At 67.8% G+C, this 22848-nt stretch carries 20 protein-coding genes; 11 read left to right on the top strand and 9 right to left on the bottom strand.

Annotated elements, in window-relative coordinates; translation table 11 throughout:
• Positions 1 to 3: 3 nt before the first annotated feature.
• The 5 genes from LR394_RS06305 to LR394_RS06285 are packed head-to-tail and all read right to left on the bottom strand — an operon-like array spanning position 4 to position 6506.
• Complete coding sequence (locus tag LR394_RS06305; RefSeq protein WP_231439447.1) at positions 4 to 1266, bottom strand: glycoside hydrolase family 125 protein; 1263 nt, start codon at positions 1264 to 1266, stop codon at positions 4 to 6.
• Positions 1263 to 3455 carry a glycoside hydrolase family 3 protein gene (locus tag LR394_RS06300; RefSeq protein ID WP_231439445.1) on the bottom strand — a complete coding sequence of 731 codons (2193 nt, stop codon included), beginning with the start codon at positions 3453 to 3455 and terminating at the stop codon, positions 1263 to 1265. The genes LR394_RS06305 and LR394_RS06300 overlap by 4 nt, the downstream gene beginning before the upstream one ends.
• Positions 3452 to 4270, bottom strand: a complete 819-nt coding sequence (locus LR394_RS06295) for a carbohydrate ABC transporter permease (protein ID WP_231439443.1) — start codon at positions 4268 to 4270, stop codon at positions 3452 to 3454. The genes LR394_RS06300 and LR394_RS06295 overlap by 4 nt, the downstream gene beginning before the upstream one ends.
• A 9-nt stretch (positions 4271 to 4279) precedes the next feature.
• Positions 4280 to 5203 carry a carbohydrate ABC transporter permease gene (locus LR394_RS06290; protein ID WP_231439441.1) on the bottom strand — a complete coding sequence of 308 codons (924 nt, stop codon included), beginning with the start codon at positions 5201 to 5203 and terminating at the stop codon, positions 4280 to 4282.
• Between the two features lie 10 nt (positions 5204 to 5213).
• Positions 5214 to 6506, bottom strand: a complete 1293-nt coding sequence (locus LR394_RS06285; protein ID WP_231439439.1) for an ABC transporter substrate-binding protein — start codon at positions 6504 to 6506, stop codon at positions 5214 to 5216.
• Between the two features lie 132 nt (positions 6507 to 6638).
• Between LR394_RS06285 and LR394_RS06280 the strand changes: the two genes are divergently transcribed.
• The 7 genes from LR394_RS06280 to LR394_RS06250 all read left to right on the top strand — a co-directional run bounded on the left by LR394_RS06280 (position 6639) and on the right by LR394_RS06250 (position 15761).
• On the top strand, positions 6639 to 7652 hold the full coding sequence (locus LR394_RS06280) for a LacI family DNA-binding transcriptional regulator (RefSeq protein WP_231439437.1): 1014 nt from the start codon (positions 6639 to 6641) through the stop codon (positions 7650 to 7652).
• Positions 7653 to 7674: 22 nt separating this feature from the next.
• Positions 7675 to 8916 carry a glycoside hydrolase 5 family protein gene (locus tag LR394_RS06275; RefSeq protein WP_231439436.1) on the top strand — a complete coding sequence of 414 codons (1242 nt, stop codon included), beginning with the start codon at positions 7675 to 7677 and terminating at the stop codon, positions 8914 to 8916.
• Between the two features lie 12 nt (positions 8917 to 8928).
• Positions 8929 to 9330: a RidA family protein gene (locus tag LR394_RS06270; protein ID WP_231439435.1), complete on the top strand. Its 402-nt coding sequence runs from the start codon at positions 8929 to 8931 to the stop codon at positions 9328 to 9330.
• 613 nt (positions 9331 to 9943) lie between these two features.
• Positions 9944 to 11410 (top strand): N-acyl-D-amino-acid deacylase family protein, encoded by a 1467-nt coding sequence (locus LR394_RS06265; RefSeq protein WP_231439434.1) that lies wholly within the window; start codon positions 9944 to 9946, stop codon positions 11408 to 11410.
• Between the two features lie 110 nt (positions 11411 to 11520).
• Complete coding sequence (locus LR394_RS06260) at positions 11521 to 12036, top strand: hypothetical protein (RefSeq protein ID WP_231439433.1); 516 nt, start codon at positions 11521 to 11523, stop codon at positions 12034 to 12036.
• Between the two features lie 171 nt (positions 12037 to 12207).
• Positions 12208 to 14802: a bifunctional acetaldehyde-CoA/alcohol dehydrogenase gene (gene adhE / locus LR394_RS06255; protein WP_231439432.1), complete on the top strand. Its 2595-nt coding sequence runs from the start codon at positions 12208 to 12210 to the stop codon at positions 14800 to 14802.
• 77 nt (positions 14803 to 14879) lie between these two features.
• A complete protein-coding gene (locus LR394_RS06250) occupies positions 14880 to 15761 on the top strand; it encodes a hypothetical protein (protein ID WP_231439431.1) in 882 nt (293 codons plus the stop codon).
• On the opposite strand, the gene LR394_RS06245 is transcribed toward LR394_RS06250, so the two are convergent.
• The 4 genes from LR394_RS06245 to LR394_RS06230 form a co-directional block, all read right to left on the bottom strand.
• Positions 15724 to 16455: a sulfite exporter TauE/SafE family protein gene (locus LR394_RS06245; RefSeq protein ID WP_231439429.1), complete on the bottom strand. Its 732-nt coding sequence runs from the start codon at positions 16453 to 16455 to the stop codon at positions 15724 to 15726. The two genes, LR394_RS06250 and LR394_RS06245, sit on opposite strands and share 38 nt — an antisense overlap.
• Positions 16456 to 16501: 46 nt before the next feature.
• Positions 16502 to 17437 carry a glycoside hydrolase family protein gene (locus LR394_RS06240; RefSeq protein WP_231439428.1) on the bottom strand — a complete coding sequence of 312 codons (936 nt, stop codon included), beginning with the start codon at positions 17435 to 17437 and terminating at the stop codon, positions 16502 to 16504.
• 157 nt (positions 17438 to 17594) lie between these two features.
• On the bottom strand, positions 17595 to 18269 hold the full coding sequence (locus LR394_RS06235; RefSeq protein ID WP_231439427.1) for a hypothetical protein: 675 nt from the start codon (positions 18267 to 18269) through the stop codon (positions 17595 to 17597).
• Positions 18270 to 18374: 105 nt separating this feature from the next.
• Positions 18375 to 19142, bottom strand: coding sequence for a DUF6193 family natural product biosynthesis protein (locus LR394_RS06230; protein WP_231439426.1), 768 nt, complete (start codon positions 19140 to 19142; stop codon positions 18375 to 18377).
• Positions 19143 to 19320: 178 nt separating this feature from the next.
• Between LR394_RS06230 and LR394_RS06225 the strand changes: the two genes are divergently transcribed.
• The 4 genes from LR394_RS06225 (at position 19321) to LR394_RS06210 (ending at position 22835) form a co-directional block, all read left to right on the top strand.
• Positions 19321 to 19698 (top strand): YciI family protein, encoded by a 378-nt coding sequence (locus tag LR394_RS06225; RefSeq protein WP_231439425.1) that lies wholly within the window; start codon positions 19321 to 19323, stop codon positions 19696 to 19698.
• A 218-nt stretch (positions 19699 to 19916) separates the two neighbouring features.
• Complete coding sequence (locus LR394_RS06220; RefSeq protein ID WP_231439424.1) at positions 19917 to 20402, top strand: nitroreductase/quinone reductase family protein; 486 nt, start codon at positions 19917 to 19919, stop codon at positions 20400 to 20402.
• Positions 20403 to 20500: 98 nt separating this feature from the next.
• Positions 20501 to 21559, top strand: coding sequence for a hypothetical protein (locus LR394_RS06215; protein ID WP_231439423.1), 1059 nt, complete (start codon positions 20501 to 20503; stop codon positions 21557 to 21559).
• 130 nt (positions 21560 to 21689) lie between these two features.
• Positions 21690 to 22835 carry an AI-2E family transporter gene (locus LR394_RS06210; RefSeq protein ID WP_231439421.1) on the top strand — a complete coding sequence of 382 codons (1146 nt, stop codon included), beginning with the start codon at positions 21690 to 21692 and terminating at the stop codon, positions 22833 to 22835.
• The last annotated feature ends 13 nt before the right edge of the window (positions 22836 to 22848 follow it).

Here is a 22848-nt window from a genome sequence, read left to right as displayed (position 1 = left end):
GCGTCACGACCGAGGGTGGGCGACCTCGAGCGCGAGTTCGCAGAACATCGAGTCGGCCCAGGAGAACCAGGGCCGGCTGAACTGGGCCGGATCGTCCATGTCGAAGGCCTCGTGGATCCGCCCGGTGCCCGCATCCGTGGCCACCTGCAGCGCGACCAGTTCCCGCTGGCGCTCGGGCGAGCCGCTGGTCAGGCCCTCCACCGACAGGGCGATGGGCCAGATCCGGCGCTCGCGGGTGTGCGGACTGCCTACGCCGGAGGCCGCAGTGCCCGAGAACCACCAAGGGTTGTCCGGGCCCAGCACGAAAGCGCGCGTACGGGCGTAGACCTCGGGGTCGTACACGTCCGGCGACAGGAGGGGAAGGCTCAGCAGGGAAGGCATGTTCGCGTCGTCCATGAGCAGTTCCCCGCCCAGGCCGTCCACCTCGTAGGCGTAGATCTGCCCGTGCGTCGGGTGCTTGACCAGGCCGAATTCGTTGACCCCGGCGACCAGTTCACCGGACAGGGCCAGTGCATCTTGCGCCAGGGCGGCGTCGGCGAAACAGGATGTGGCGATCTCGGCCAGGTAGCGCAGGCCCTGGGCAGCCAGAAGGTTGCCGGGGACGTTGTAGCCGTAGGTGCAGGCGTCGTCGCTGGGCCGGAATCCGCTCCATGTCATGCCGGTGAAGCCCAGGGGAGTGCCCAGACCTTCCCGGACAAGGGTTTCGGTGGGGATGGCATCGGGGCGGACGAAGCGGTACGGGGAGAGCTCTTCGTGCCGTTGTTCCAGCCGGAACTGCGCCACGATCGTCCGGAACACCTGGTGGGCGCGGTCATTGAAGACGTCGGTGCGTCCGGTGGCCTTCCACCACCGGTGAGCGAGCAGCAGGGGGAAGGCGAGCGAGTCGATCTCGTACTTCTGCTCCCACACCCACGGGTCGTCGTTCAGGTCGTCCGGTTCGTAGTGGGCGCCGGTCGGGCCGGGGTTGAACGAATTCGCGTACGGGTCGTGCTCGATCTGGCGGAACTGCCGGCGCAGTACCCCCGCCACGATGTCCGACAGTTCCGGGCTCTCGCCGAGCATCCTTAGGTAGGGCCACAACTGGGTGGTGGAGTCGCGCAGCCACATGGCGGGGATGTCGCCGGTGATGACGAAGTACTCGTCCCCGTCACGGGTGAGCGTGTCGGCCAGTGTGCGTTCCAGCGCATCGGAAACCATGGAGGCGACGCGAGGGTCCTCGAAGGTGCGAGCGACCTGTTCTACGTACGCATTGAGGACGTCTTTCATCCCTGGACCTCGATCCTCACCGAATCTGTGGGCGGGTGCAGATCGTCGGAGACCCACACGTCCAGATGCCCTGGTGCCGTTTCCAGCAGCCCCTGGGAGTTCACCGTACCTAGCTGCTCCAGGCCGAGCCGGAAGACGATTTCCTGCTCAGCGCCGGGGTCCAGCATGACGGGGGAGTAGTCGATGATCTGACGCTTGCGAGGCCGTACCCCCAGCACGTGCCGCCGTCCGTACAGCGGCACGACGTAACGCGAACGAGCAGAACCAGAATTGAGGACGCGTACGCGCACCTCAGCCTCGGCCGCTGCGGTTTTGGTTGCGGAGAGGATGGTGCTCTCGAACGTGCTGTAGGTCAGCCCGGTGCCGAGCAGGATGTTGTCGGCGTAGGAGGCATTGGCGTACCCCCGCGATGTTTCCCGGCGCTCGTCGTGGGCGACCGGCCAGACTCCTTCGCCGCCGGGCAGGGTGACGGGGAGTCGGCCGGAGGGGGATTCGGCGCCGGTGAGGATGTCGGCGATGGCGTGTCCGCCGGTGGGGCCTGGGAAGGCGGAGAAGAGCAGGGCGTCGCAGTAGCCGGCGAATTCGGTCAGGGCGTGCGGCCTTCCGCCGATGACGATGCCGACGACAGGCTTGCCGGCTTCCCGGGCGGCCCGGGCCACCTCGATCTGGACCGGGTCGATGCTGACCCGGCTCATGTCCACGCCTTCGCCGTTGGTCATGCCGAGATCTGCGCCGGCGACGGCACCGTTCTCGGCGAACTCGGACTCGTACAGGCGGCGGCTGGAGCTACCCACCACGACGATCGCGATGTCAGAGGCGTCGACCGCCGACCGGACGGCTTCCACGCCACCGGGGATGCGCTCGCGAAGCTTGCTGCCGGTCGCGTGCAGGACGGGGAAACCGCACTCCTGCAGCGCGGAACGCACGGTGGAGGAATCCGGGTCGGGGGTAGGACGGGGCGCGGTGTAGTCGCCAAGCTGCGACAGGAGGTCGTCGGAGTTCGGCCCGACCACCGCCAGCCGCGACGTTTCCGACAACGGAAGCACACCGTTGTTGCGCAGGAGAACCACGCTCTCACGGGCCAGCCGCCGGGCCAGGGCGTCAGCGCGGGTCGTGGCTCCTACCGGATTGGCTGCCGGGGCCGGGACGGGTGTGAGCAAACCCAACCGCTCCTTGACCGAAAGCACTCGTGCGCAAGCCTGGTCGACGTCCTCCATCGAAATCAGGCCCCGGTCCAGAGCCTCGTCGAGCACGACGTACGCCTGGTCCCAGAAACTGATGTCCAGGCCGGCCTTCAGCGCCAACGCGCCGGCCGAGGCATGATCCGGCGTCTGGTCCAGCAGCCGGTCCAACGCGGTGCAGTCGGCCATGACGATGCCTTCCCAACCCCACGTCTCGCGCAGGACACCGGTCAGCAGATCGCGATTGGCGCTGCAGGCGATGCCGTCCACATCGTTGTAGGCCGCCATGTACCCGACCACCCCGGCCTGCGCCGCCGCCCGGGCCGCGGTCAGGTGGATCTCGTGCAGCTCGCGCCAGCCCAACGGAGCCCCGGAACCGTTACGGCCACCGATGCCCGCGCCCTGAGCAGCCAGGTGCTTGATCACCACGCCGACCCCGGCGTCCTGCATGGCGGTGACCGTGGCCCGGACCAGCCGGGCGGCCAGCATCGGGTCTTCGGAGAAGCACTCCTCGGCCCGGCCCCAGCGCGGGTCACGCAGCATGTCGAGGCCGGACAGCAGCGCGATGTGGATCCCCCGCGAGCGCAGTTCGACCGCTACTTCCTGGGCGAGCTCCGCGACCAGGGCGTCGTCCCAGGCTGCGCCGACCGCCAGGTTCACCGGCAGGACGTGCCCGCCCAGCCCCTGCAGGCCGTGCGGTGCTTCCTCCACGAACAGCGTGGGCAGCCCGGAGGAGGAGTTCTCGACGATGTACGACTGCACCAGGGCCGCGGCCTCGGCCGAACGCTCCGGCGGGATGCCGTTGCCCCAGTGCCGGCCGGACCAGGGGTCGGCGCGCTGCAGCCCGTAGAGGGAACCGATGCCGCCGAACTGATCCACCTCGCGCTTGAGCTCGTCGGTGACGATCAGCTGCGAGCCTTCGACGCGCAGCGCGTCCCAGCCGGGCAGCCGCTGGTTGAGCTGGCCGATCTTCTCTTTCAGGCTCAGCCGGTCAAGGATCTGCTTCATCCCTTCACCGCCCCGGAGACCAGGGCCTTCTGCATCTGCCGCTGGGTCACCGCGTAGACCGCGAACACCGGCAGCAGGGTGAAGACCGTTCCGGCCATCAGGACTCCGTAGTCGGTACCGGTGGTCAGCTGCAGCGTGGGCAGGGCGACCTGGATGGTGCGCTGGGCCGGATCGGGGCCGATGATGATCAGGGAGTAAAGGTATTCGTTCCAGAAGGACAGGAAGCACAGCAACACGACGGTGGCGATGCCGGGCACGCAGATCGGCAGGTGCACGTGCCGCAGGATGGTCAGGGTGGAGGCGCCGTCCATCGAGGCGGCCTCTTCCAGTTCCCGCGGGATGGTGCGCATGAACTGGGTCAGGATGATCACGGCCAGTGGCATGGCGGTGGCCGGCAGCAGGAACACCAGGAACGTGCGGGTGTGGAACAGGCCGGTGAACGCGGCGAGCAGGAACGTGGGGAACAGCGCCGCGAACGTCGGGATCAGGAAGCCCAGCGAGAACGTGGCCTCGACCAGGCGCCCGGCCCGGCCGGTGGCGCGGGAGAGGGCGAACGCGGCCGGGACGGCCAGCAGCAGGGTCAGGGCCAGGGCCAGACCGGTGACGATCACCGAGTTGGCCACCGCAGGAACCAGTTCGGCGCTGCTGATCGCCTCCCGGTAGTTGCCGAAGTCCCAGGTGCTGGGCAGGGACAGCGGGTTGGTGAAGATGTCGTCGTTCTCCTTCAGCGAGGAGATGACGAGGTAGTAGAAGGGGATCACCAGCAGGGCGGCGTAGCCCCAGGCCAGGAAACCGCTGATCCGTGGCATCTTCATCTGGACTCCTTAGTAGCTGGCCCGTAGCAGGCGGCGGATGCAGAACATCCCGAGCAGGCCGATCACGAACAGCACGATGCCGACCGCCTGGCTGTAGCCGAGATCGGCGTCGACGAAGGCCTTCTGGTAGATCAGGTACGACAGCGTGGTGGTCTCCGTGCCCGGGCCGCCCTTGGTCAGCAGCAGGACGTTCTGGGCCGAGCTGAACAGGATCGACAGGAACTGCAGCATGGCCACCACGCCGATGAAGTCCTTGGCGATCGGCCAGTAGATGCCCCAGGCCAGGCGGGCGTTACCGGCGCCGTCCACCTGCGCGGCCTGGACGATCTCCTCGTCCACGGAGTCCATCCGGGAAGCCAGCAGAACAGCCGAGTAGCCGATTCCGGCCCACAGGTCGATCACGATCAGCGAGGGCAGCGCGGTGGCCGGGTCGGCCAGCCAGGCCCGGCCGTCGTCGAAGCCGAGCGCCCCGAGCACGCCGTTGACCAGACCGTCGGGGTTCAGCAGCGAGTAGAACATCAGCGCAGTGGCCGGGGCCGAGATCAGCGCCGGGATGAACAGGGTGAAGCGCAGCACCTGGTGCCCACGCGGCTTGCGGACCACGTAGAAGGCCAGCGAGAAGGCCAGCAGGATCATCAGCGGCAGGCCGATGAGGATCTGGGTGGCGCTGTTGCGCACCGCATCCCAGAACACCGGGTCGTTGAACACGTCGACGAAGTTGTCGAACCCGGCGAAGGTGGGCTCGACCAGCATGCCCGGCCAGCGCAGGAACGCGATCACGAACATCGCGATCACCGGGCCGATCGTGAAGATCGCGTACCAGATCAGGCCGGGCAGGGCCAGGCCGGGGAAACGCTCACGCAGGGCGGAGTGGGTCTGTGAGCGGTGGTCGAGCACGGGCGGCGTGGAGACCCGCGGGGCCTGGATGGTCATCTGTGCTCCCTCAGGCGTTCTTGTACGAGGCTTCGAGGACTTCGACGATCTCCTCCGGGCTGGTGCCCGGCCCGAACGCCCGGGCCGTGGCCTGGGTCAGCGGCTCGAAAACAGCCTCGGGGATGAGCAGGTCGGGAAGGATCACCGGGTCCACAGTGTCGCCGGCGGCCAGCGCCTGGGCCTGGGCCACCAGCGGGAAGTCCTGACTGGTGACGTGGGTGAGGGCGTTCATGTCGCGGCCGGACTCCAGGACGAACTGGGTGATCACCTCCTCGCTGAACAGCCACTGCACGAACGGCTCGACGAGATCCAGCTTCTCGGCGCCGTTCTCGCTGATCCACACGCCCATGCCGTTGAAGCTCTGGATCACCGTGGGTTTGGTGGAGACCGCCTGGGGTGGGACCGGCCAGCCACCGATCGTGGTCTCGGCCGCCCGTTCGGCGGGAACCTTGGCCAGGGCCGAGGACATCGACGACATGATCGCCGCCTCGCCGGTGTTGTACTGCGTGAGCATCGAGTCCGAGGTGAAACCCTGCGCGCTGTCCACGAACACGCCGGCGTCCCGCAGTTCGGCGAAGTGCTTGATCCCGGCCATCGCGCCGGGGGAGGAGCTGAACGCGCCGGAGGCGAACACCTCGGCTGCTTCGTCGGCGGTGAGGTAGGACTGGATGATCTGGATGAACAGCTTCTGCCCGCTCCAGTCACCGCCGCCGATGCTGACCGGCCCGACTCCCTTGCTGCGCAGAGCATCCGCGGCATTGATGAGTTCTTCCGAGGTCAGCGGGATCTCGACCCCGGCTTCTTCGAGCAGGCGGTGGTTGAACGCGACCGGCCAGTTGGTGCGGGTGTAGGGGAAGGCCCGCAGATGGCCCTCCGGGGTGGTCCACTCCTCGATCGCGCCCGGCTCGATGCGCTCGGCCAGGCCCCAGGGCTGCAGGAACTTCTCCACCGGGACCGTGGCGTCGGCCCCGGTCCAGGCCAGCGTCTTGCCCATCATGTTGACGATGGCGATGTCGGCTTCCTTGCCGGCCAGGACCGAGGTCTCGAAGACGATCGGCAGATCGTTGCCGTTGCTCAGGGTGGCGACCGATCGCCCGGTGTTCTTGCGGTACTGCTCGACGATCGCCCGGAAGACGTCCGCGCCGGCCACCGCACCATTGAACTGCGAGTGCACGACGAGCGTGTCGGCGCCGCCGGAGGCGGGCCGAAGTGCTTGCACGGCACCGCATCCGGACAACGACATGAGGGCGGCGGCCGCACCACCGGCGGTCAGCAGGGTGCGCCTGCTGAAGGGCTCGCTCATCGGATCCTCCCGACGTTGGGAACGGATATAGCGGTGTACTAGGTCTGCGGGCTAAGGTATACCGGTGTACTGAAGAGTCAAGACGCTGCGAGCATTGGTTACCTGTTCACAACAAGCGGAGGTCGGCTGTTCATGAGCGCGAGCACGGGGAACCGGCGGCCCACCATCGCGGCCGTCGCCCAGGCGGCCGGGGTGTCGGTCTCGGCGGTGTCGCACGTCTTCAACGGGCGGACCAACATCTCGCCCGAGACGGCGCAGCGCATCCGTGAGGCGGCCGACGCGCTGAACTGGCGGCCCAACCTGGCCGGGCGGCGGATCTCCGGGGCGGTCGGCAACAGCATCGGCCTGGTGGTCACCCAGTCGGAGGAGTCGTTCCGGCGCGACCCGTTCTTCATCCGCCTGATCGCCGGTCTGACCGGCCCGCTGGCCACGGTCGGCTGGTCGTTGTCGCTGACCGTGGCGCCCGAGGCCGACGAGGCGCAGATCTACCGGCAGTGGTGGACCGAGCAGCGCGTGGACGGGTTCCTGCTGGTCGACCTGCGTACCAAGGACCCGCGCATTCCCCTGCTGCGCAGCCTGTCCGCCACCGCCGTCGCGCTGGGCCCGGCTCCCGCCGCCTTCCCGGCGGTCACCCTGGACGACGACAGCGCACTCACCGAAGTACTCGATCACCTCGCAGGTCTTGGCCATCGGCGGATCGCCCGGGTAACGTCTGCACCGGGCCTGGCCCACAGTCGCAAGCGCGACCGGGCGCTGAGCGCGGCCGCTCGCGAACGCGGCCTACAAGTGAAAACTCTGGCCTGGAACGAGAACGCCGCCGACCCGGTCGAGGAACTGCTGGCCGCCCGGGGCAACGTCACCGCCCTCATCCTGGACAGCGAGGCGCTGGCCACCCGGGTGGTCTCGCACGCCCAGGATCTCGGGGTCCGGGTGCCGGCCGAGCTGTCGGTGCTGTCCTGGGAGGACTCCTGGGTCAGCGAACTGGTCCGGCCCCGCCTGACCGCCCTGTCCGCCCCGATCGAGGACAGCGCCCGCCACGCCGTCGACCTGATGCACCGGATGGTGCGTGGCGAAAAACCGCCGTCCGTCGTGGTTCCCGGCCGGCGCCTGGTCGTCCGGGAGTCCACCGGACCCGTGCCCACCTGAAACCAGCAACCAAAGGAATTCTGTGAAAACGCGTTTCGGTGTCAACTACGTGCCCAGCCAGGACTGGATGTTCCAGTGGATGGCCATCGACGCGGACGCCGTACGGCGTGACTTCGAGGCGATCGCCGGCCTCGGCCTGGACCATGTGCGGATGTTCCCGCTGTGGCCGGTGCTGCAGCCCAACCGCACGCTGATCCGCCGGCGTGCCCTGGACGACGTGCGCCTGGTCGTCGACCTCGCCGCCGAGTTCGAGCTGCAGGCCTCGGTCGACGTGATCCAGGGCCACATGTCGGGTTTCGACTTCGTCCCGGCCTGGCTGGTGAACTGGCACGCGGGCAACATGTTCACCGACCGGCCCGCCGTGCAGGCCCAGGCCGATCTGGTCGGCGCGGTCTACGAGGCAGTGCGCGACGCCCCCAACTTCACCGGGCTCACACTGGGCAACGAGGTCAACCAGTTCCAGCCCCCGAACCCGGCCGCGATGCCCGCGGACAGCGCCCAGATCGAGCACTGGCTGCGCAGCCTGCTGGCCGGGGCACGCGATCCCGAGCCCGGCCACGTGATCACCCACAGCGAGAACGACCATCTCTGGTACCGCAACGAGCACCCGTTCCTGCCGGCCCACGCCGCCCGCCTCGGTGACGTGACCACCGTCCACTCCTGGATCTTCAACGGCACCGGCCAGCGTTACGGCGGACTGTCCGAGCAGGCCGTGACCCACGCCGAGTGGATGGCCGAGTTGTCCAAGGCCTTCGCCACCGACCCGGACCGGCAGGTCTGGGTGCAGGAGGTCGGCGCCCCCGCGCTGAACCTCGCCCCCGACGAGATGCCCGAGTTCTGCAGCCGCACGGTCGAATCCATCCTGACCACGCAGAACCTGTACGGCATCACCTGGTGGTGCTCGCACGACGTCAGCCGCGACCTGGGCGACTACAAGGACCTGGAGTACTCCCTGGGCCTGCTCGACGTGGACAACAAGGTCAAGCCGGTCGGCCGCGCGTACGCCGAAGCCGTGGCCGCCGCCCGCGCCACCCCGCCCGTCGCCCCGGCCCGCCAGGAAGCCATCGTCATCGACGTGGACGAGAACGATGTCCCCCTCGACCGCACCGCCCTGGCCCCTGGCGGCGCCGTCGTCGAAGCCTGGTACGAAAAGCGCTCTACCGGAAGCTTCCCCGCCGTAGTCACCAGCACCGTCGCTCGTGACTCAGCCGCGTTGGCCGCCCGAGGTATCACGCAGCTCGTTCACCCCACCGTCAACGCCTAGGAGTTCATCGCCATGCCCCGCACCGCCGTCACCACCACCGACGCGCCCGCCCCCGCCCACACGTTCTCCCAGGGAGTCCGCAAGGGCAACGTGCTGCAGGTCTCCGGCCAGGGCCCGGTCGACCCCACCACCAACGAATACCTTCACCCCGGCGACGTCAAAGCCCAGACCATCCAGACCCTGCGCAACGTCCACGCCATTCTGACCGCCGGGGGAGCCACCTTCGACGACGTCATCATGCTGCGCGTGTACCTGACCACGCGCAACGACTTCCCTGCGATGAACGAGGCCTACGGCGAATACATCCTGCAGCACTGCGAATCCGGAATTCTGCCTTCGCGCACTACGGTCATGACCGAACTGCCCCGCGAGGAAATGCTGGTCGAGATCGACGCACTCGCCGTCCTGGACTGAAAATTGAGGACGGGGTGCGCGCCTCGCGGACGTAGGTCACCTTGGGCACGGGGTAAGGGGTGATTTAAGAACGCCCCCGGGTGGGGGTCTGAGCAGTCACCACGCAAGTCTGGCCAACCACGCCCAGGACGTAGAGCACCTGGCTCCGGCCTCGTGATCGACTCGCGGAGACGAAGCCTCGCGTTGAGTACACCTGGTACTCCAGCTACCGGCTGTACCAGGTGTACGCGTCCGAAGCACCCCTGGTCTGCTTCCGCCCGCAATCGCGCGCCGGGTTTCCAGGCTGAGAAGACCGGCCAGAAATGGTGGGTGCCAGAAGGGGTGGTCGCCGCGGACCGGTGGCTCACTCTGCTCCTGGGGACCTACAGGGACTTGGAAACCCACAGCGACACTTGAATCGACCCGTGTCACCCGACCAGATGCGTCCCCCATTTGAAGGCCGACCCCCGAGAGCATCGGCCGCAACCACATAGGAGTGAGCACCTTGGTTGCTAGTGACATTGAGCCCGTGGTGGTACGTGGGGCGCTCCTGGCGGACGGTACGGGTAGGCCAGCACGTCGGGCGGATGCCTTACTAGTGGGTGGGCGCATCGCTGAGCTCGGGGAGGTAGGAATGACGGCGGGGGCGCGTGTGCTCGACGCCGGCGGTCTGGTTCTGGCCCCGGGGTTCATCGACATGCACGCCCACTCCGATCTGGCTGTACTGACCGATCCCGAGCACCTGGCGAAGACCACGCAGGGGGTTACCACCGAAGTGCTGGGGCAGGACGGGCTCAGCTACGCCCCGGCCGACGAAGCCACCCTCGACGTGCTGCGCGAACAGCTGGCGGGATGGAACGGCATCCCGGACATCGACTGGTCGTGGCGCAGCGTGGGGGAATACCTCGATCGCGTCGACCAAGGTGCCGCGGTCAACGTCTGTTATCTCGTGCCTCAGGGGACGGTACGGATGCTGGCCGTGGGTACCGGTAACAGGCCGTGTAGCGAACTGGAGCTACAGCGCATGCGTCAGCTCGTGGACCAGGGCATGCGCGAGGGCGCGTTCGGGATGTCCAGCGGCCTTACCTATGTACCGGGGATGTACGCGGACACCGACGAGCTCGTTGCCCTGTGCGAGGTCGTCGCGGCCCACGGTGGCTTCTACGCCCCACATCAGCGCTCCTACGGCAGGGGTGCGCTGGAGGCGTACGCAGAAGTTGTCGAGGTAGCTCGCCGATCCGGCGCCGCGCTGCACCTGACCCACGCCACCATGAACTTCGCTGTCAACGCCGGCCGAGGCGCCGACCTCCTGGCCCTCGTCGATGCGGCGCTCGCCGACGGTATCGACGTCACGCTGGACACCTACCCCTATCTGCCCGGCTCCACGACGTTGTCCGCCGTCCTGCCAAGCTGGGCTTCGGCGGGTGGGCCGGTCGCAACCCTGCAGCGCCTCGAAGATCCGGTACAGCTGGCCGGCATCCGTCACGCCGTCGAGGTCACGGGCTCGGACGGCTGTCATGGGGTGATCGCCGAGTGGGAGACCCTGGAAATCTCCGGCGTCCGCCACGACGAACTCACCGCCCTGGTCGGCCGCACCATCGCTCAGATCGCCGTCGACACCGGTCAGCCTCCGTTCAACGTCTTCGTCGGCATCCTGCGCCGCGACCGCCTGGGCACCACGATCCTGCAGCACGTAGGCCACGAGGAAAACGTGCGAGCCGTCATGGCCCACCCCCAGCACTGCGGCGGCAGCGACGGCCTCCTGGTCGGCGCCAAACCCCACCCGCGCGCCTGGGGCACCTTTCCTCGCTACCTAGGTCACTACGTCCGCGAGGAGGGAGTGCTCAGCCTGGAGGAGTGCGTAGCCCACCTGACCTCGCGCCCGGCCCGCCGCCTCGGCCTCACCGACCGCGGCGTCATCAAGGTCGGCGCCGCGGCCGACCTCGTCCTCTTCGACCCATCCACGGTCGCCGCTGGCGCTACCTTCGCCGAACCCCGCCGGCCAGCCGTCGGCATTCCGCATGTCTTCGTCGCCGGAGCTCCAGTGATCACGGACGGTGCCCGTACCGACGCACTACCTGGCCGCGCGCTGCGCAAGTAGCTGGCCCCTACCCCCGTTACAAGGGCAAAAGGTCCATCTGGTGCACTGGCAGTCCCCGCTTTGGATCAAGGAAGCGGAGGGACGACCAGGAAACGGAGATCGAGCACCACATGAACAGGCTCGGCCACCAAGCCGCCGCACAGGCAACCTGGCTTGGCGTCTGCTCTTATGAACAACTGATCGGTCGCTGGGACCTGGGCTGGCAGCACGTGCTGGCCGGTTGCATCGTCGCCTCGAGCATGTGCGCCGACGACTGGTCTCCCGATGTGGACCAGGGTGGGTGGATGGCCAAGTTCATCCCCGGCGGGCACCGCGGGATCACGCACATGCCCGAGCTCGTGGCGGCCGCGCTGTTCGCCCTGAGTCTGGTGATGCCCCCGGACCTGGACTGGTTCCTGATGGCGGCCGCAGCGGCCTGGGGCTCGCACCTGGCGGCGGACTTCCTCTGCGGCGGGGTTCCCTGGGCGGCGGCCACGCTGGGCGGTAACAAGAAACGGATCGGGTTCGGGGTGAAGACCGGCGGCCCGATCGAGAAGGCGATCACCACCTTCCTGACGGTGATCAGCTTCCCGCTGGCCTACATCGCGCTGGGCGGGCCGATGCCGTTCGCTCTGGTGGTCTCGTAGCGCAAGACGAGCGCAACGGCCCGGCCCTCGTCCAGAGGTGCCGGGCCGTTTCTCGTCAGAGTGACGGGACTTGCGCCGACCGGCGGGGGACCACGGACTCATCCGGCTGGCCGCCGCCCCGCCCGAGGATTGAGGGGTACAGACGGCATCACACAACAGCTGAGGTGAAGCATGACTGCCGCCGTTCAGCACGAAACCCCGCTCGAAGTTCACACCCTGGTCGAGTCCGGGCTGAAAGCCCTTGAGCAGTACCAGGACTTCGACCAGGAGCAGATCGACCACATCGTCAAGAAGGCCTCGGTGGCGGCGCTGGACCGGCATGCGGCGCTGGCCCAGCTGGCGGTGCAGGAGACCGGCCGCGGCGTGTTCGAGGACAAGGCGGTCAAGAACATCTTCGCCTGCGAGCACGTCACCCACAGCATGGCGAAGCTGCGCACGGTCGGGGTGATCAGCGAGGACGACATCACCGGGGTCACCGAGATCGCCGATCCGGTGGGGGTGGTCGCGGGGATCACGCCGGTCACGAACCCCACCTCGACAGCCATTTTCAAGGCCCTGCTGGCTCTGAAGACGCGCAATCCGATCGTGTTCGCCTTTCATCCCTCCGCGCAGCAGTGCAGTGTTGAGGCCGCACGCACGGTCAGGGATGCGGCGGTGGCGGCCGGGGCGCCGGAGTACTGCATCCAGTGGATCGAAAATCCCTCGGTGGCCGCCACAACCGCGTTGATGCACCACCCGGGCATTGCGACGATCCTGGCCACCGGCGGCAACAGCATGGTCCGGGCCGCCTACTCGGCGGGCAAGCCGGCGCTGGGCGTCGGCGCGGGCAACGTTCCGGCCTGGATCGAGAAGAGCGCCAAGCTCAAGCGCGCGGTCAACGACATCGTGCTGTCGAAGTCCTTCGACAACGGCATGATCTGTGCCTCCGAGCAGGCCGCGCTCATCGACCAGGAGATCTACGACGAGGCGCTGCAGGAGTTCCGCAACCTGCACGCCTACCTGGCGAGCGCCGACGAGAAGCGGAAGCTGGAGGAGTTCGTCTTCGGTGCCGGCGCCTACGGAACCGCCTGCAGCGAAGCCAAACTCAACCCCGACGTCGTCGGTCGTTCTCCCCAGTGGATCGCCCGGCAGGCCGGCTTCGAGATCCCGGCGCAAACGTCCGTCATTCTTGCCGAAGTTGCCGAGGTCGGACCGGACGAACCGCTGACCCGCGAAAAGCTCTGCCCGGTCTTGGCGGTACTCAAGGTCGGCAGCCGTGAGGAAGGGCTGAGGGCGGCCACCGAGATGGTCGAGTTCCACGGCCTGGGCCACAGCGCGGTGATCCACACCGAGGACCGGGACCTGGCCGTCGAATTCGGCACCCGGGTCAAGGCCGTGCGGCTGATCTGGAACTCTCCGGCCTCGCAGGGCGGGATCGGCGACATGTACAACGCGTTCCTGCCGTCGCTGACTCTGGGTTGCGGCAGTTACGGCCGGAACTCGGTGTCGAACAACGTCTCGGCGGTCAATCTGATCAACATCAAGCGGATCGGCAGGCGCACGAACAACATGCAGTGGTTCAAGGTGCCCAGCCGGATCTACTTCGAGCCGTACGCGATCCGCTACCTCACCGACATGCCTGACGTGCACCGGGTCACGGTGGTCACCGACGCCACGATGACCCGGCTGGGCTTCGTCGAGCGGATCAGCCAGGTGCTGCAGCGCCGGGCCGACCAGGTGGTGCTGCAGATCATCGACGACGTGGAGCCGGAACCGCAGACCACCACCGTCGATCGCGGCGCCGAGCTGATGCGCTCGTTCCGGCCGGACACGATCATCGCCCTGGGTGGTGGCTCGGCGATGGATGCGGCCAAGGTGATGTGGCTGAAGTACGAGCACCCCGAGGTGGACTTCGACGACACCCGGCAGAAGTTCTTCGACATCCGCAAGCGCGCCTTCGCCTTCCCTGCCCTGGGTGAGAAGGCCCGTCTGGTCTGTGTTCCCACCACGTCGGGCACCGGTGCCGAAGTGACGCCGTTCGCGGTGATCACCGACCCGCGGACCGGTAAGAAGTACCCGCTGGCCGACTACGCCCTCACTCCGACCGTGGCCATCGTCGACCCGGCACTGACCGCGAGCATGCCCCGAAGCATCGCCGCGGACAGTGGTTTCGATGCGCTGACCCACGCGATCGAGGCCTATGTCTCGGTGTACGCCAACGACTTCACCGACGGGCTGGCCCTGCACGCGATCCGGCTGATCTTCGGCAACCTGGAGAAGTCGGTGACCGGCAACGACAGCGAGGCCCGGGAGCGGATGCACAACGCCGGGACGATTGCCGGGATGGCCTTCGGCAGTGCGTTTCTGGGGATCGTGCACGCCATGTCGCACACTCTCGGCGCCACGTTCCACATTGCTCACGGCCGGACGAACGCGGTGCTGCTGCCGCACGTGATCAGGTACAACGGTAGTGCGCCGACCAAGCTGTCCGGCTGGCCGAAGTACGAGAACTATCGCGCACCGCAACGTTTCGCCGACATCGCGGGCATGCTGGGCCTGGAGGGCGAGGACCCGGTCGAGGCGCTGGCCGCGGCGGTGGAGCAGTTGCGGCGCAAGGTCGGGATCGAGGCCTCGTTCCAGGCCCTGCAGGTGGTCGAGGAGGAGTTCCTGGCCTCGTTGCCGCAGCAGGCCCTGAACGCCTACGAGGACCAGTGCGCCCCGGCCAACCCGCGGATGCCGATGCTGGAGGACATGCAGGAACTGATGCGGGCCGCCTACTACGGCTGATCTCGCTGCTCGTGGCGGCCCTGGCCTGATGGCTGCGCGGGGTCACGAACTACCGGACCTCGGGCAGAATGTGGGTCATGACGGCTGCGGTGCTCGAGATCGACCGGTTGGTGAGTTCGGCTCGGCTCGTGCGGTTGAGCGAGGTCGCGCAGGAGGGGGCCGGAACGGTCGAGGTGGATCTGAGTGATCCGGCCGAGCGGAGCAGTCTGCGCACGGCCCTGGCGATCGAAGGGCTGTCCGACTTCGCCTGTATGTGCATGGGTGACGTACGTTTTGAGCTTATGGACGGGGCGGGCCGGTCGCTGGGGTCGGTGAGCCTCCATCACGGGACGACTTTGCGTTACGAGCCTTTCGAGACCGATGCCGTTCTGGTGGATGGCCCGGCGCTGTTGAGTTGGCTGGATCGGCACGGCATGCCAGGGCCACTGCGCTACGTCGAGCAGCACCAGGCGCGGCAGCAGGTCTGGGCCGAACAGGAGGCAGACTGGGTCATGGCCGTTCCACCGGCCCTGACCGGGTTGACCGATCAGATGCTGGCCGCCTCCCGCGACGGCGTCATGCTGTCCGGCGAGCGTCTCGGGAATGTTCAGGCGAAGCTGAAGCAGACGTACCCGGATGTGGTCGAGGGGGTGCTCGATCTGCTGGCCTGGCATGCCGCGGGCAGCGGCCGGTACAGCGGATATCCGTTGCACGAAGGTATTCCCGAGCTCCTGCTGAGGGAAGTACCGATCGCCCACATCATTACGGCGTTGCAGCATCCGCAAGCTGCTGCCCCGCACTTTGCCGGGGCGGCTCGTCACCTGATCGGGTGGAAGAGCCGTCCCCAGCAGACCCGGGACATCGCTCAGCTGCCCCGAGAGCTGTCTGAGCGCCTGCGATCGGCAGCTCCGGCCGATGCTCAAGAACGGGCCGAGCGTCTGTTCAGAGCAGGATCAAGGCCAAAGCGCTCACGGCGGTAGCGCCCAGCACCACCCGCTGGAACACGCTCTGCTTCAGCCGGTCCACCAGCTTCACGCCCAGGAAGGCCCCCAGCAGGACGGCCGGCGCCAGGATCAGCGTGCGCACCAGCATCTCGCCGTCGAACAGCCCGAGCCCGGCGGCGAAAGGTACCTTGCACAGGTTGACCCCGGCGAAGAACCAGGCCGAAGTGCCCAGGAACCGGCGCTTGTCCAGGCCGCGGGCCAGAAGGTACAGGGACATCACCGGCCCGGCGGCGTTGGCCATCATCGTGCAGGCGCCGGCGGCCAGTCCGGTCGCGACGGCTGTACCCCGTGAGGGCCTGGGCGTGCGGGGGAGCAGTTGCAGCGCGGCCATCGCCAGCAGAATGCCCCCGATGATCCGGCGCAGCAGGGAGTCCGGGAGCACGGCCAGCAGCGCGGTGCCGACCAGCAGCCCGGGCAGCACTGCGGGCACCACCTGGCGGATCAGCTTCCAGTCGGCATGCTGGTGGTAGCGGGCCACCGCGCAGGCGTCGGCGATGATCAACAGCAGGAGGACGGCCGCGGTGGACTCCGCGGCCGGCATCACGGTGGCGGCCAGCACCACGGTGAACAGGCCGATCCCGCCGACCGCAGTCTTGGCGAAGCCGGCGCACAAAGCCGCGGTGACCAGGACGAGCCAGGTCACCGCGGCGGGGGCGTTCTCGAGGATCAAGGGTGGAGCCGTTCTGCTTCAGGAGTGGTGATCCTGAAGATACGTCCTACTTGGCGGCGCGGTAGGCCTTGCCCGGCTTGGTGATCGCGCCGCCGGGCCGGTACAGCCCGGTCTCGTCCTGGCCGTTGGTCGAGGTCGGGAAGGCGAACCAGCTGTAGTGCTCCACGTACTTCAGCTTGTTCAGCATGGCGGTGGACTTCTTCACGAAGTTGGCCTGGTTGGTGGCCGAGGGGAACTTCTGGCCCGCGCCGAAGTTCATCAGCGCGTACTCGGTGATCCAGATCGGCTTCTTCGGGTACTTCTTGCGTACGGCGGTCACGTACTGCTTCAGCTGGTTGGTGGCCTGGGCGCTGCGGAAGTCCGAGCCGTACCAGTGCAGGGTGATGAAGTCGACCCGGTAGCCGCGCTTCTTGGCCCCCTTCATGAACTGGTCCAGCCACTTGCCGTCCTGGTCGGCGCCCCAGGCCACGGCCGGTGAGCCCAGCCGCATCCCGGTCTTCTCCAGCTGCGGCCACAGGTCCAGAGCCTGCTGGGGCGTCATGTTCGACTGCTCGCCCAGGTCCGGCTCGTTGAAGCCGAGCAGGGTGTTGCTCTGCTTGCCGTGCTTCTTGGCCGCGGCCAGGTTGGCCTTGGTCACCGAGTCCTTGCCCCAGATCATCGGCACGAAGTCGACGCCCTTGGGCGCCTTCACCCCGTTGGGCTGGGGCGCCCAGTTGTAGTACCAGGACACCCCCGAGTTCTTCAGCTGCTTCGTGATGCCCTTCTGCTTCCACAGCGCGGCGCCCTTCTTGGGCCCGCCGATCGCGTCCTTCTTCTTGGCGGCAGTACCAATGGACGCTTCGGGCGCCGCGGCGGCGGCACTCACCTTCGCGGAGGTGTCGGTGGAGGAGCGGTTGACCGCGGTCGCCGCGGTGGCGGACGCGGTCAGGGCCACGGCCGCCGCGGCCAGGAGAGCCGTGGTGCGCTTCGTCAGGGAGGGCATGGTGGCTGAGCCTAGATCGGTTTCTGGACCTCTTCCGTAGGGCAAAAGTCCCATCCCCAGCGCCTATCCCAGCCCTGACCAGCGGGAACGCTGGAATCAGGCGGAGCTCGCCGGGCAGGACTTCACGATGCTTTAAATCGTGCTTGACCGATCCGTCTCAGTCGTCGATCGCCGCACGGGCTGCGTCCTGGTTGCGCAGCGCCACGTTCGCCAGGTCGACGGCCTTCTGCCGGGTGGGGTTGTCCGCCGACGGCGCGAGGTCGTCGAACTCGAGGTAGAAGATCTGCTCGGTGGTACGCCAGGTCAGGGTCTCGGCGACCGGGTTCCAGGTGGCGTAGGTGCCGATCCCGTCCACCTCCTCGAACCGTCCGTCCTCGACCGCCTTCACGTCCTGGGCCAGCTGCCGATCCCGCCACTTGGCATCCATGCTCGTGAGCCAGCTGGCACTCAGGGTGAGCCGGGCCTGGCCGGAATGCCAGACGCAGCGCGAGGCGTCGATCCGGGACTCGTCGTAGCCGGCCGAACCCCCGAGCGCCCGGTCGACCTCGCTGAACGGAAGCAGGTGGCACTGCCGGTTGTCGTCCGAGGGCTCGCCGGACACGGAGCCGGCCAGCAGAGCGCCGCCACCGAACAGCAGAGCGCCGGAGGCGAGCGCGGTCAGGATCTGCGCGGGCCGGTTCCGTTTGAACTTGTCCCAGCTGATGCCGCTGATGACGACGGGCTGCTTTGCGGCACCGGGAGTTCCCCAGACCGGTGCCGGTTGTTCATCCTGAACACCCTGCGGATCAGCATCTTTCGGTGCCTCGGGCGTTCCGTACAGCGGATTCGACACGGCTTCATCCTGGTCGCGGAAGGTCGCACTTTCAAGCCGTCGACCAGCTTGGCCGGACCCCCGCCGAGCGGGCACGAGTTCGGCGTCCGGTCGGCTCGCTAAGGCTCAGCCCGCGAACGTCTCGCTGGTTCCGGACACAGCTGGCCCGCAGCGCGGTGGTAGATGGTTCAGCACCAGAGCGACAGCCTGTTGGGCGGTGGTAGCACGGCCCAACGTCTGGAAGCGGTCGATGGTCCAGTTGCCGCGGACCTCGTAGTCCTCACCCAGGGGGACGACGAAGGGGACGTCGGCGGTGGGAGGCTGACCGGTGCAGCGGGAGAAATGCAGCGTGTAGTGGCTGAGGTAGGGCGAGAGCTGGCGCAGCTGCGGTTCGGCGGCCGCGGCCTCCGCCAGGGGTAGCGCATCCTGGCCCCGGGCCCGGATGCCCGGGTCGGCGGAGACGGTGTCTTTCTGCAGGCCGGTCAGAAGGTTTCGCCACCTCAGATCGACGACGTGGGCCGGGCCTCGTTCGTGGGCCTCGGCCAGTTCGCTGATCTGGAGAGAGGGAGCCGTCTGCTGGATCTCGCGCAGAGGCAGGCCCCGGCGCCAGCCGGCCGCGATCCGGGCGACCTCGGCCAGATCGTCCGTGTCGTCGGTCAGCAGTTCTATGCCCTGGCCCCAGCCTTCGTAGCTGAACAGGCCCTGCTCGGGCCACAGGAGAGCAACCCAGAACGGTTCACGCTCCGCCAGCAGGCTGGTGACTCCGGCGTATGGCACCTGGACATCCGGTTCGAGGACAACCTCGCCCAGGTCGAGATCCTGCTGGACGGCCGCGCCCAGGAGCGCGGCCCGCAGGCTTTCGCTGGAGTCGAGCTCCGGGCGGGAATCGGTCATGCCCCATGATCCCAGCCGCTGGGCACCGATGAATGTGCCGGCGCACGCCAGTCGTAGTCATGACACGGCGGACGAGGGTTCGCCGTGGTCACGGCCTTCTTCTCGATCGTGGGTCTCAGTCCGAGCTGAGGGTGAGGCGGCAGTTGGGCCGCGTCGGACGACTGACAGGGAGAGTGTTTTGAAGTACGTCATCCTGATCCACTCCAATCCCGATCCCTGGGGCCACCCCACGTCCCGATATACCCCGGAGGGCAAGGCGCTGCCGACTGAGGAGCATGTGGCGGCGGACAAGGCGTTCGAGGACCTGCTGGGTGAGCTGTCGGAGTCAGGGGAGCTGGTGAGCGCGGAGGCGCTCGCGGCGCCGGCGACGTCGAGCGTGTACACGTGGCAGCCGCAGGGGTACCTGGCCACGGATGGTCCGTACGCGGAGACCAAGGAGCAGTTGGCGGGGTTCTTCGTGATCGATACGGCTACCCGGGAGCGCGCTGAGGAGATTGCCGCGCAGTTCGCTCAGCCGGGCGGGACGATCGAGTTGCGTCCCTCGATGGCGGGGTAGTCCACCACGGCAACGCATAGGGGTATTGGCAGCACAAGTGTGTGCTGCCAATACCGCCGTGGGTGTGGTGCCGTGCGATTGTGGACGAAATGGCCACCGGTATCCCGGAGTGGCTTTACCTCAATACCCTTGCCAGTGAACTCATTCAGGGGGCTCCCTGATGTTCGCAATCGTTGTCAGGACCTAGCGTCGTGGGGGACGCCGATCAAGGGGTACTGATGGCAACCACGACGGGTAGAGCTCCAAAACTTCCACCGCGCTGGCTCATGCGCGGGTTCTGGCGCCTGCACCGGCAGGTCTTCGTTCTCAGCGGCGGGCGGGCCGGCATCCGGCTGCCGCAAGCGGGTCGCTGGGGGATGCTCCGGCTCACCACTGTCGGCCGGCGCAGCGGACAGGCGCGTGCGGTGATGCTGACCTATCAGGTGGACGGGCCGAACTTGTATGTGCTGGCGCTGAACGGGGTGGCGCCACACGATCCGGCCTGGCTGCTCAATCTGCGCGCGCAGCCCGAGGCCTCGGTGGAGACGTCCGATCTGAACGGTCGCAGTCGGCCGGTACGGGCGAGGGAAGCCACCGGGGAGGAACGCGAGCGGTTGTGGGCAGCGTCGTTGGAGATCGACCGGCATCTGGACGCGTACGCGGCCCAGCGGCCGGTGCCGACGGCGGTGGTGGTGCTGGAGCCCAGGCCTGCGCTGCCGGGGTAGCTCTGCTGCCGGGGTAGGTGGCACAGACGTGGCACAACCCGTGGCACGCCCTTGAAGTCGGGACCACCCGAGGTGGGTGGCCGATCAGGAGGGTGATCATGAAGATTCATCGATACCGGGGCCGGGTGCTGATTCTGCTGGCGCTGATGCTGGCGGCGGTGCTGGCGCCGATCGGGGTGTCACCGGCCCAGGCCGCCGGGATCACCGAGGCCTACTTCGTGGCTCCGGACAACACACTGCGCCGGGTCATCGGGGGTACCAACGTCGACACCGGATTCCTGGTGCGCGGTGGGGGCGGTGGGCCGGCCGTGGTGCGGCATCCGGGCAACGGCCTTGTGGAGGCGATCTTCGCCGACGGTAACGGGGTGCTGCGCTCGGTCGGGACCCATACCGGGGCCCGCCTGGTCGCCGGCGGTCCGGGCGTGAAGTACTACACCAAACCAGCAGTCGCTTCGATCGGCACGAAGCCGGTGATCGCGTTCCATCGCTCGTTCGACAGCCACCTGGTGGTCGTGGACGAGTCCGACCGGATGATGGACACCGGATTCGTGGTCCAGGCCGGCACCAGCCCGGCGATCACGGTCGAGGGACCGTGGCGGATGGTGGTGTTCACCAACGACGCGGACGGCCACCTGTGGTCGTTCAACTGGCGGGAAACCTCGTCCGGCCGCCAGACGCAGCGGTACAAGTTCGGCGGCGGACTGGGCGCGGCCCCGGCCTCGAGCCCGTCGATCGTGGCCGTGACCAGCACCAACACCATCGGCACGTTCCGCGCCAACGGCACCAACACGTTGTTCTTCGTCGACCGCAGCGGCGTCGGGCGCGCCATGCGCGCGACCGTGGCCAACGGCACCGACCCGGTGATCACCCGCCAGCGCAACGGTGAACCGGTGATCGTGTTCCAGAACGCCGGGGACAATCTGCTCTGGAGCCTGAAGCCGGAGACCGGGGTGTTCAAACGCCTGGGCAACGGCCTGGGCATCGACCACACCAGCACCCCGGCGATCGCCCCCGGCGTCAGCGAGAACGGGTTCGCCCTGGTCTTCAACGCCAACCAGGTCAACACGTTCTGGACCGTGGACGACGCAGCCGGCACCCAGAAGAACCACGGCTTCATCGTCCGCCCCGGCAGCACGCCCGGCGTGGCCGGAAAGTGATCCGATCGGTCACCGCCCCTTGGATGTCAAGGGGCGGTGACCCGTTCAGAGCACGACGTACCCGAAAACACACGCGAAACGGGCCTGTCAAGGATGCGCCGTCCACGTCACCCGTGCAGACTCCGCCCTGATGTCACGATCATTGAGCGCTGCCAAGGCCAACGCCGCGCTGACCACTGCTGCCTGGGCCACTGCCAAACTTCTCGTCGTCCTGGTCGGGATCTGGATCCTGCTGCGGATGCTGAACGCGTCCTGGTCGGTGGTCTGGCCGGTGGTGATCGCGCTGCTGCTGACCACGCTGACCGAGCCGCTCTCGCGCTGGCTGCGCAACCACGGCTGGCCCGCGGTCCTGGCCGCCACCGTCACCACGATCCTGGCCCTGCTGGTGGTGGTCGGCGCCCTGGTGCTGATCGTGGTGCCGGTCGCATCCCAGGCCGAGGAGCTGGCCAGCGGCGTCACCGAGGGCATCGACCAGGCCCGCGAGTGGGCCGCCGGACCGCCCCTGAACATCGGCGACGACCAGATCACCCAGGGCATCGACGCCGGCATTGCCCAGGTGCAGGAGCGGGTCAGCGACATCATCAGCGTCACCCTGACCGGGGTCGGCACGATCGTGAACGGTGTGGTCACCGCCGTGCTCGCGGTGTTCCTGATGTTCTTCTTCCTCAAGGACGGCCACCGCTTCCTGCCCTGGCTGTCCCAGCAGATGCCCGGCCGCCTGGCCGTCGACGTGCCGATCGTGGCCACCCGCACCTGGAACATGCTCGGCTCGTTCGTGCGCTCGCAGGCCTTCGTCGGGGCGCTGGACGCGATCTGCATCGGCATCGGGCTGTGGGCGGTCGGGGTGCCGCTGGTCCTGCCGCTGGCCGTGCTGACCTTCCTGGGCGCGTTCATCCCGATCGTCGGGGCGCTGTTCGCCGGGTTCGTGGCAGTGCTGATCGCGCTGGTGTTCAACGGTTTCACCGCGGCGCTGATCGTGCTCGGCATCATCCTGGCGGTGCAGCAGCTGGAGGGAAACATCTTCCAGCCGATGATCCAGAGCCGGGGCCTGGGCCTGCACGCGGCGGTGGTGCTGCTGGCCGTGACCCTGGGCGGCAGCCTGATGGGCATCGTCGGCAGCCTGCTGGCCGTGCCGGTCGCCGGGATGGTGGCGGTGCTGTGGGTTTACCTGCGCGAGCAACTGGCCGAAGACGCTCCTGAGCCGGAAGAACATCCGGAGGCCGAGGATGCCGTCAGTGACCCCTATGCCGAGGACACCCAGCCCGAACCCAGCTGAGCGAGCAAACTTG

Source organism: Kineosporia babensis (assembly GCF_021129305.1).
In the GTDB taxonomy this organism is placed as follows: domain Bacteria; phylum Actinomycetota; class Actinomycetes; order Actinomycetales; family Kineosporiaceae; genus Kineosporia; species Kineosporia babensis.
The sequence above is the reverse complement of the archived record's forward strand: the minus strand, read 5'-3'. Positions and strand labels throughout refer to the sequence as shown.

What these genes read in the sequence shown, in the direction of transcription:
- LR394_RS06240 (WP_231439428.1), bottom strand. Translation starts at nt 17,437, where the DNA reads ATGCCCTCCCTGACGAAGCGCACCACGGCTCTCCTGGCCGCGGCGGCC.
- LR394_RS06260 (WP_231439433.1), top strand. Translation starts at nt 11,521, where the DNA reads ATGAACAGGCTCGGCCACCAAGCCGCCGCACAGGCAACCTGGCTTGGC.
- LR394_RS06285 (WP_231439439.1), bottom strand. Translation starts at nt 6,506, where the DNA reads ATGAGCGAGCCCTTCAGCAGGCGCACCCTGCTGACCGCCGGTGGTGCG.
- LR394_RS06250 (WP_231439431.1), top strand. Translation starts at nt 14,880, where the DNA reads ATGACGGCTGCGGTGCTCGAGATCGACCGGTTGGTGAGTTCGGCTCGG.
- LR394_RS06265 (WP_231439434.1), top strand. Translation starts at nt 9,944, where the DNA reads ATGACGGCGGGGGCGCGTGTGCTCGACGCCGGCGGTCTGGTTCTGGCC.
- LR394_RS06290 (WP_231439441.1), bottom strand. Translation starts at nt 5,203, where the DNA reads ATGACCATCCAGGCCCCGCGGGTCTCCACGCCGCCCGTGCTCGACCAC.
- LR394_RS06210 (WP_231439421.1), top strand. Translation starts at nt 21,690, where the DNA reads ATGTCACGATCATTGAGCGCTGCCAAGGCCAACGCCGCGCTGACCACT.
- LR394_RS06215 (WP_231439423.1), top strand. Translation starts at nt 20,501, where the DNA reads ATGAAGATTCATCGATACCGGGGCCGGGTGCTGATTCTGCTGGCGCTG.
- LR394_RS06280 (WP_231439437.1), top strand. Translation starts at nt 6,639, where the DNA reads ATGAGCGCGAGCACGGGGAACCGGCGGCCCACCATCGCGGCCGTCGCC.
- LR394_RS06295 (WP_231439443.1), bottom strand. Translation starts at nt 4,270, where the DNA reads ATGAAGATGCCACGGATCAGCGGTTTCCTGGCCTGGGGCTACGCCGCC.
- LR394_RS06270 (WP_231439435.1), top strand. Translation starts at nt 8,929, where the DNA reads ATGCCCCGCACCGCCGTCACCACCACCGACGCGCCCGCCCCCGCCCAC.
- LR394_RS06220 (WP_231439424.1), top strand. Translation starts at nt 19,917, where the DNA reads ATGGCAACCACGACGGGTAGAGCTCCAAAACTTCCACCGCGCTGGCTC.
- LR394_RS06300 (WP_231439445.1), bottom strand. Translation starts at nt 3,455, where the DNA reads ATGAAGCAGATCCTTGACCGGCTGAGCCTGAAAGAGAAGATCGGCCAG.
- LR394_RS06230 (WP_231439426.1), bottom strand. Translation starts at nt 19,142, where the DNA reads ATGACCGATTCCCGCCCGGAGCTCGACTCCAGCGAAAGCCTGCGGGCC.
- adhE (WP_231439432.1), top strand. Translation starts at nt 12,208, where the DNA reads ATGACTGCCGCCGTTCAGCACGAAACCCCGCTCGAAGTTCACACCCTG.
- LR394_RS06305 (WP_231439447.1), bottom strand. Translation starts at nt 1,266, where the DNA reads ATGAAAGACGTCCTCAATGCGTACGTAGAACAGGTCGCTCGCACCTTC.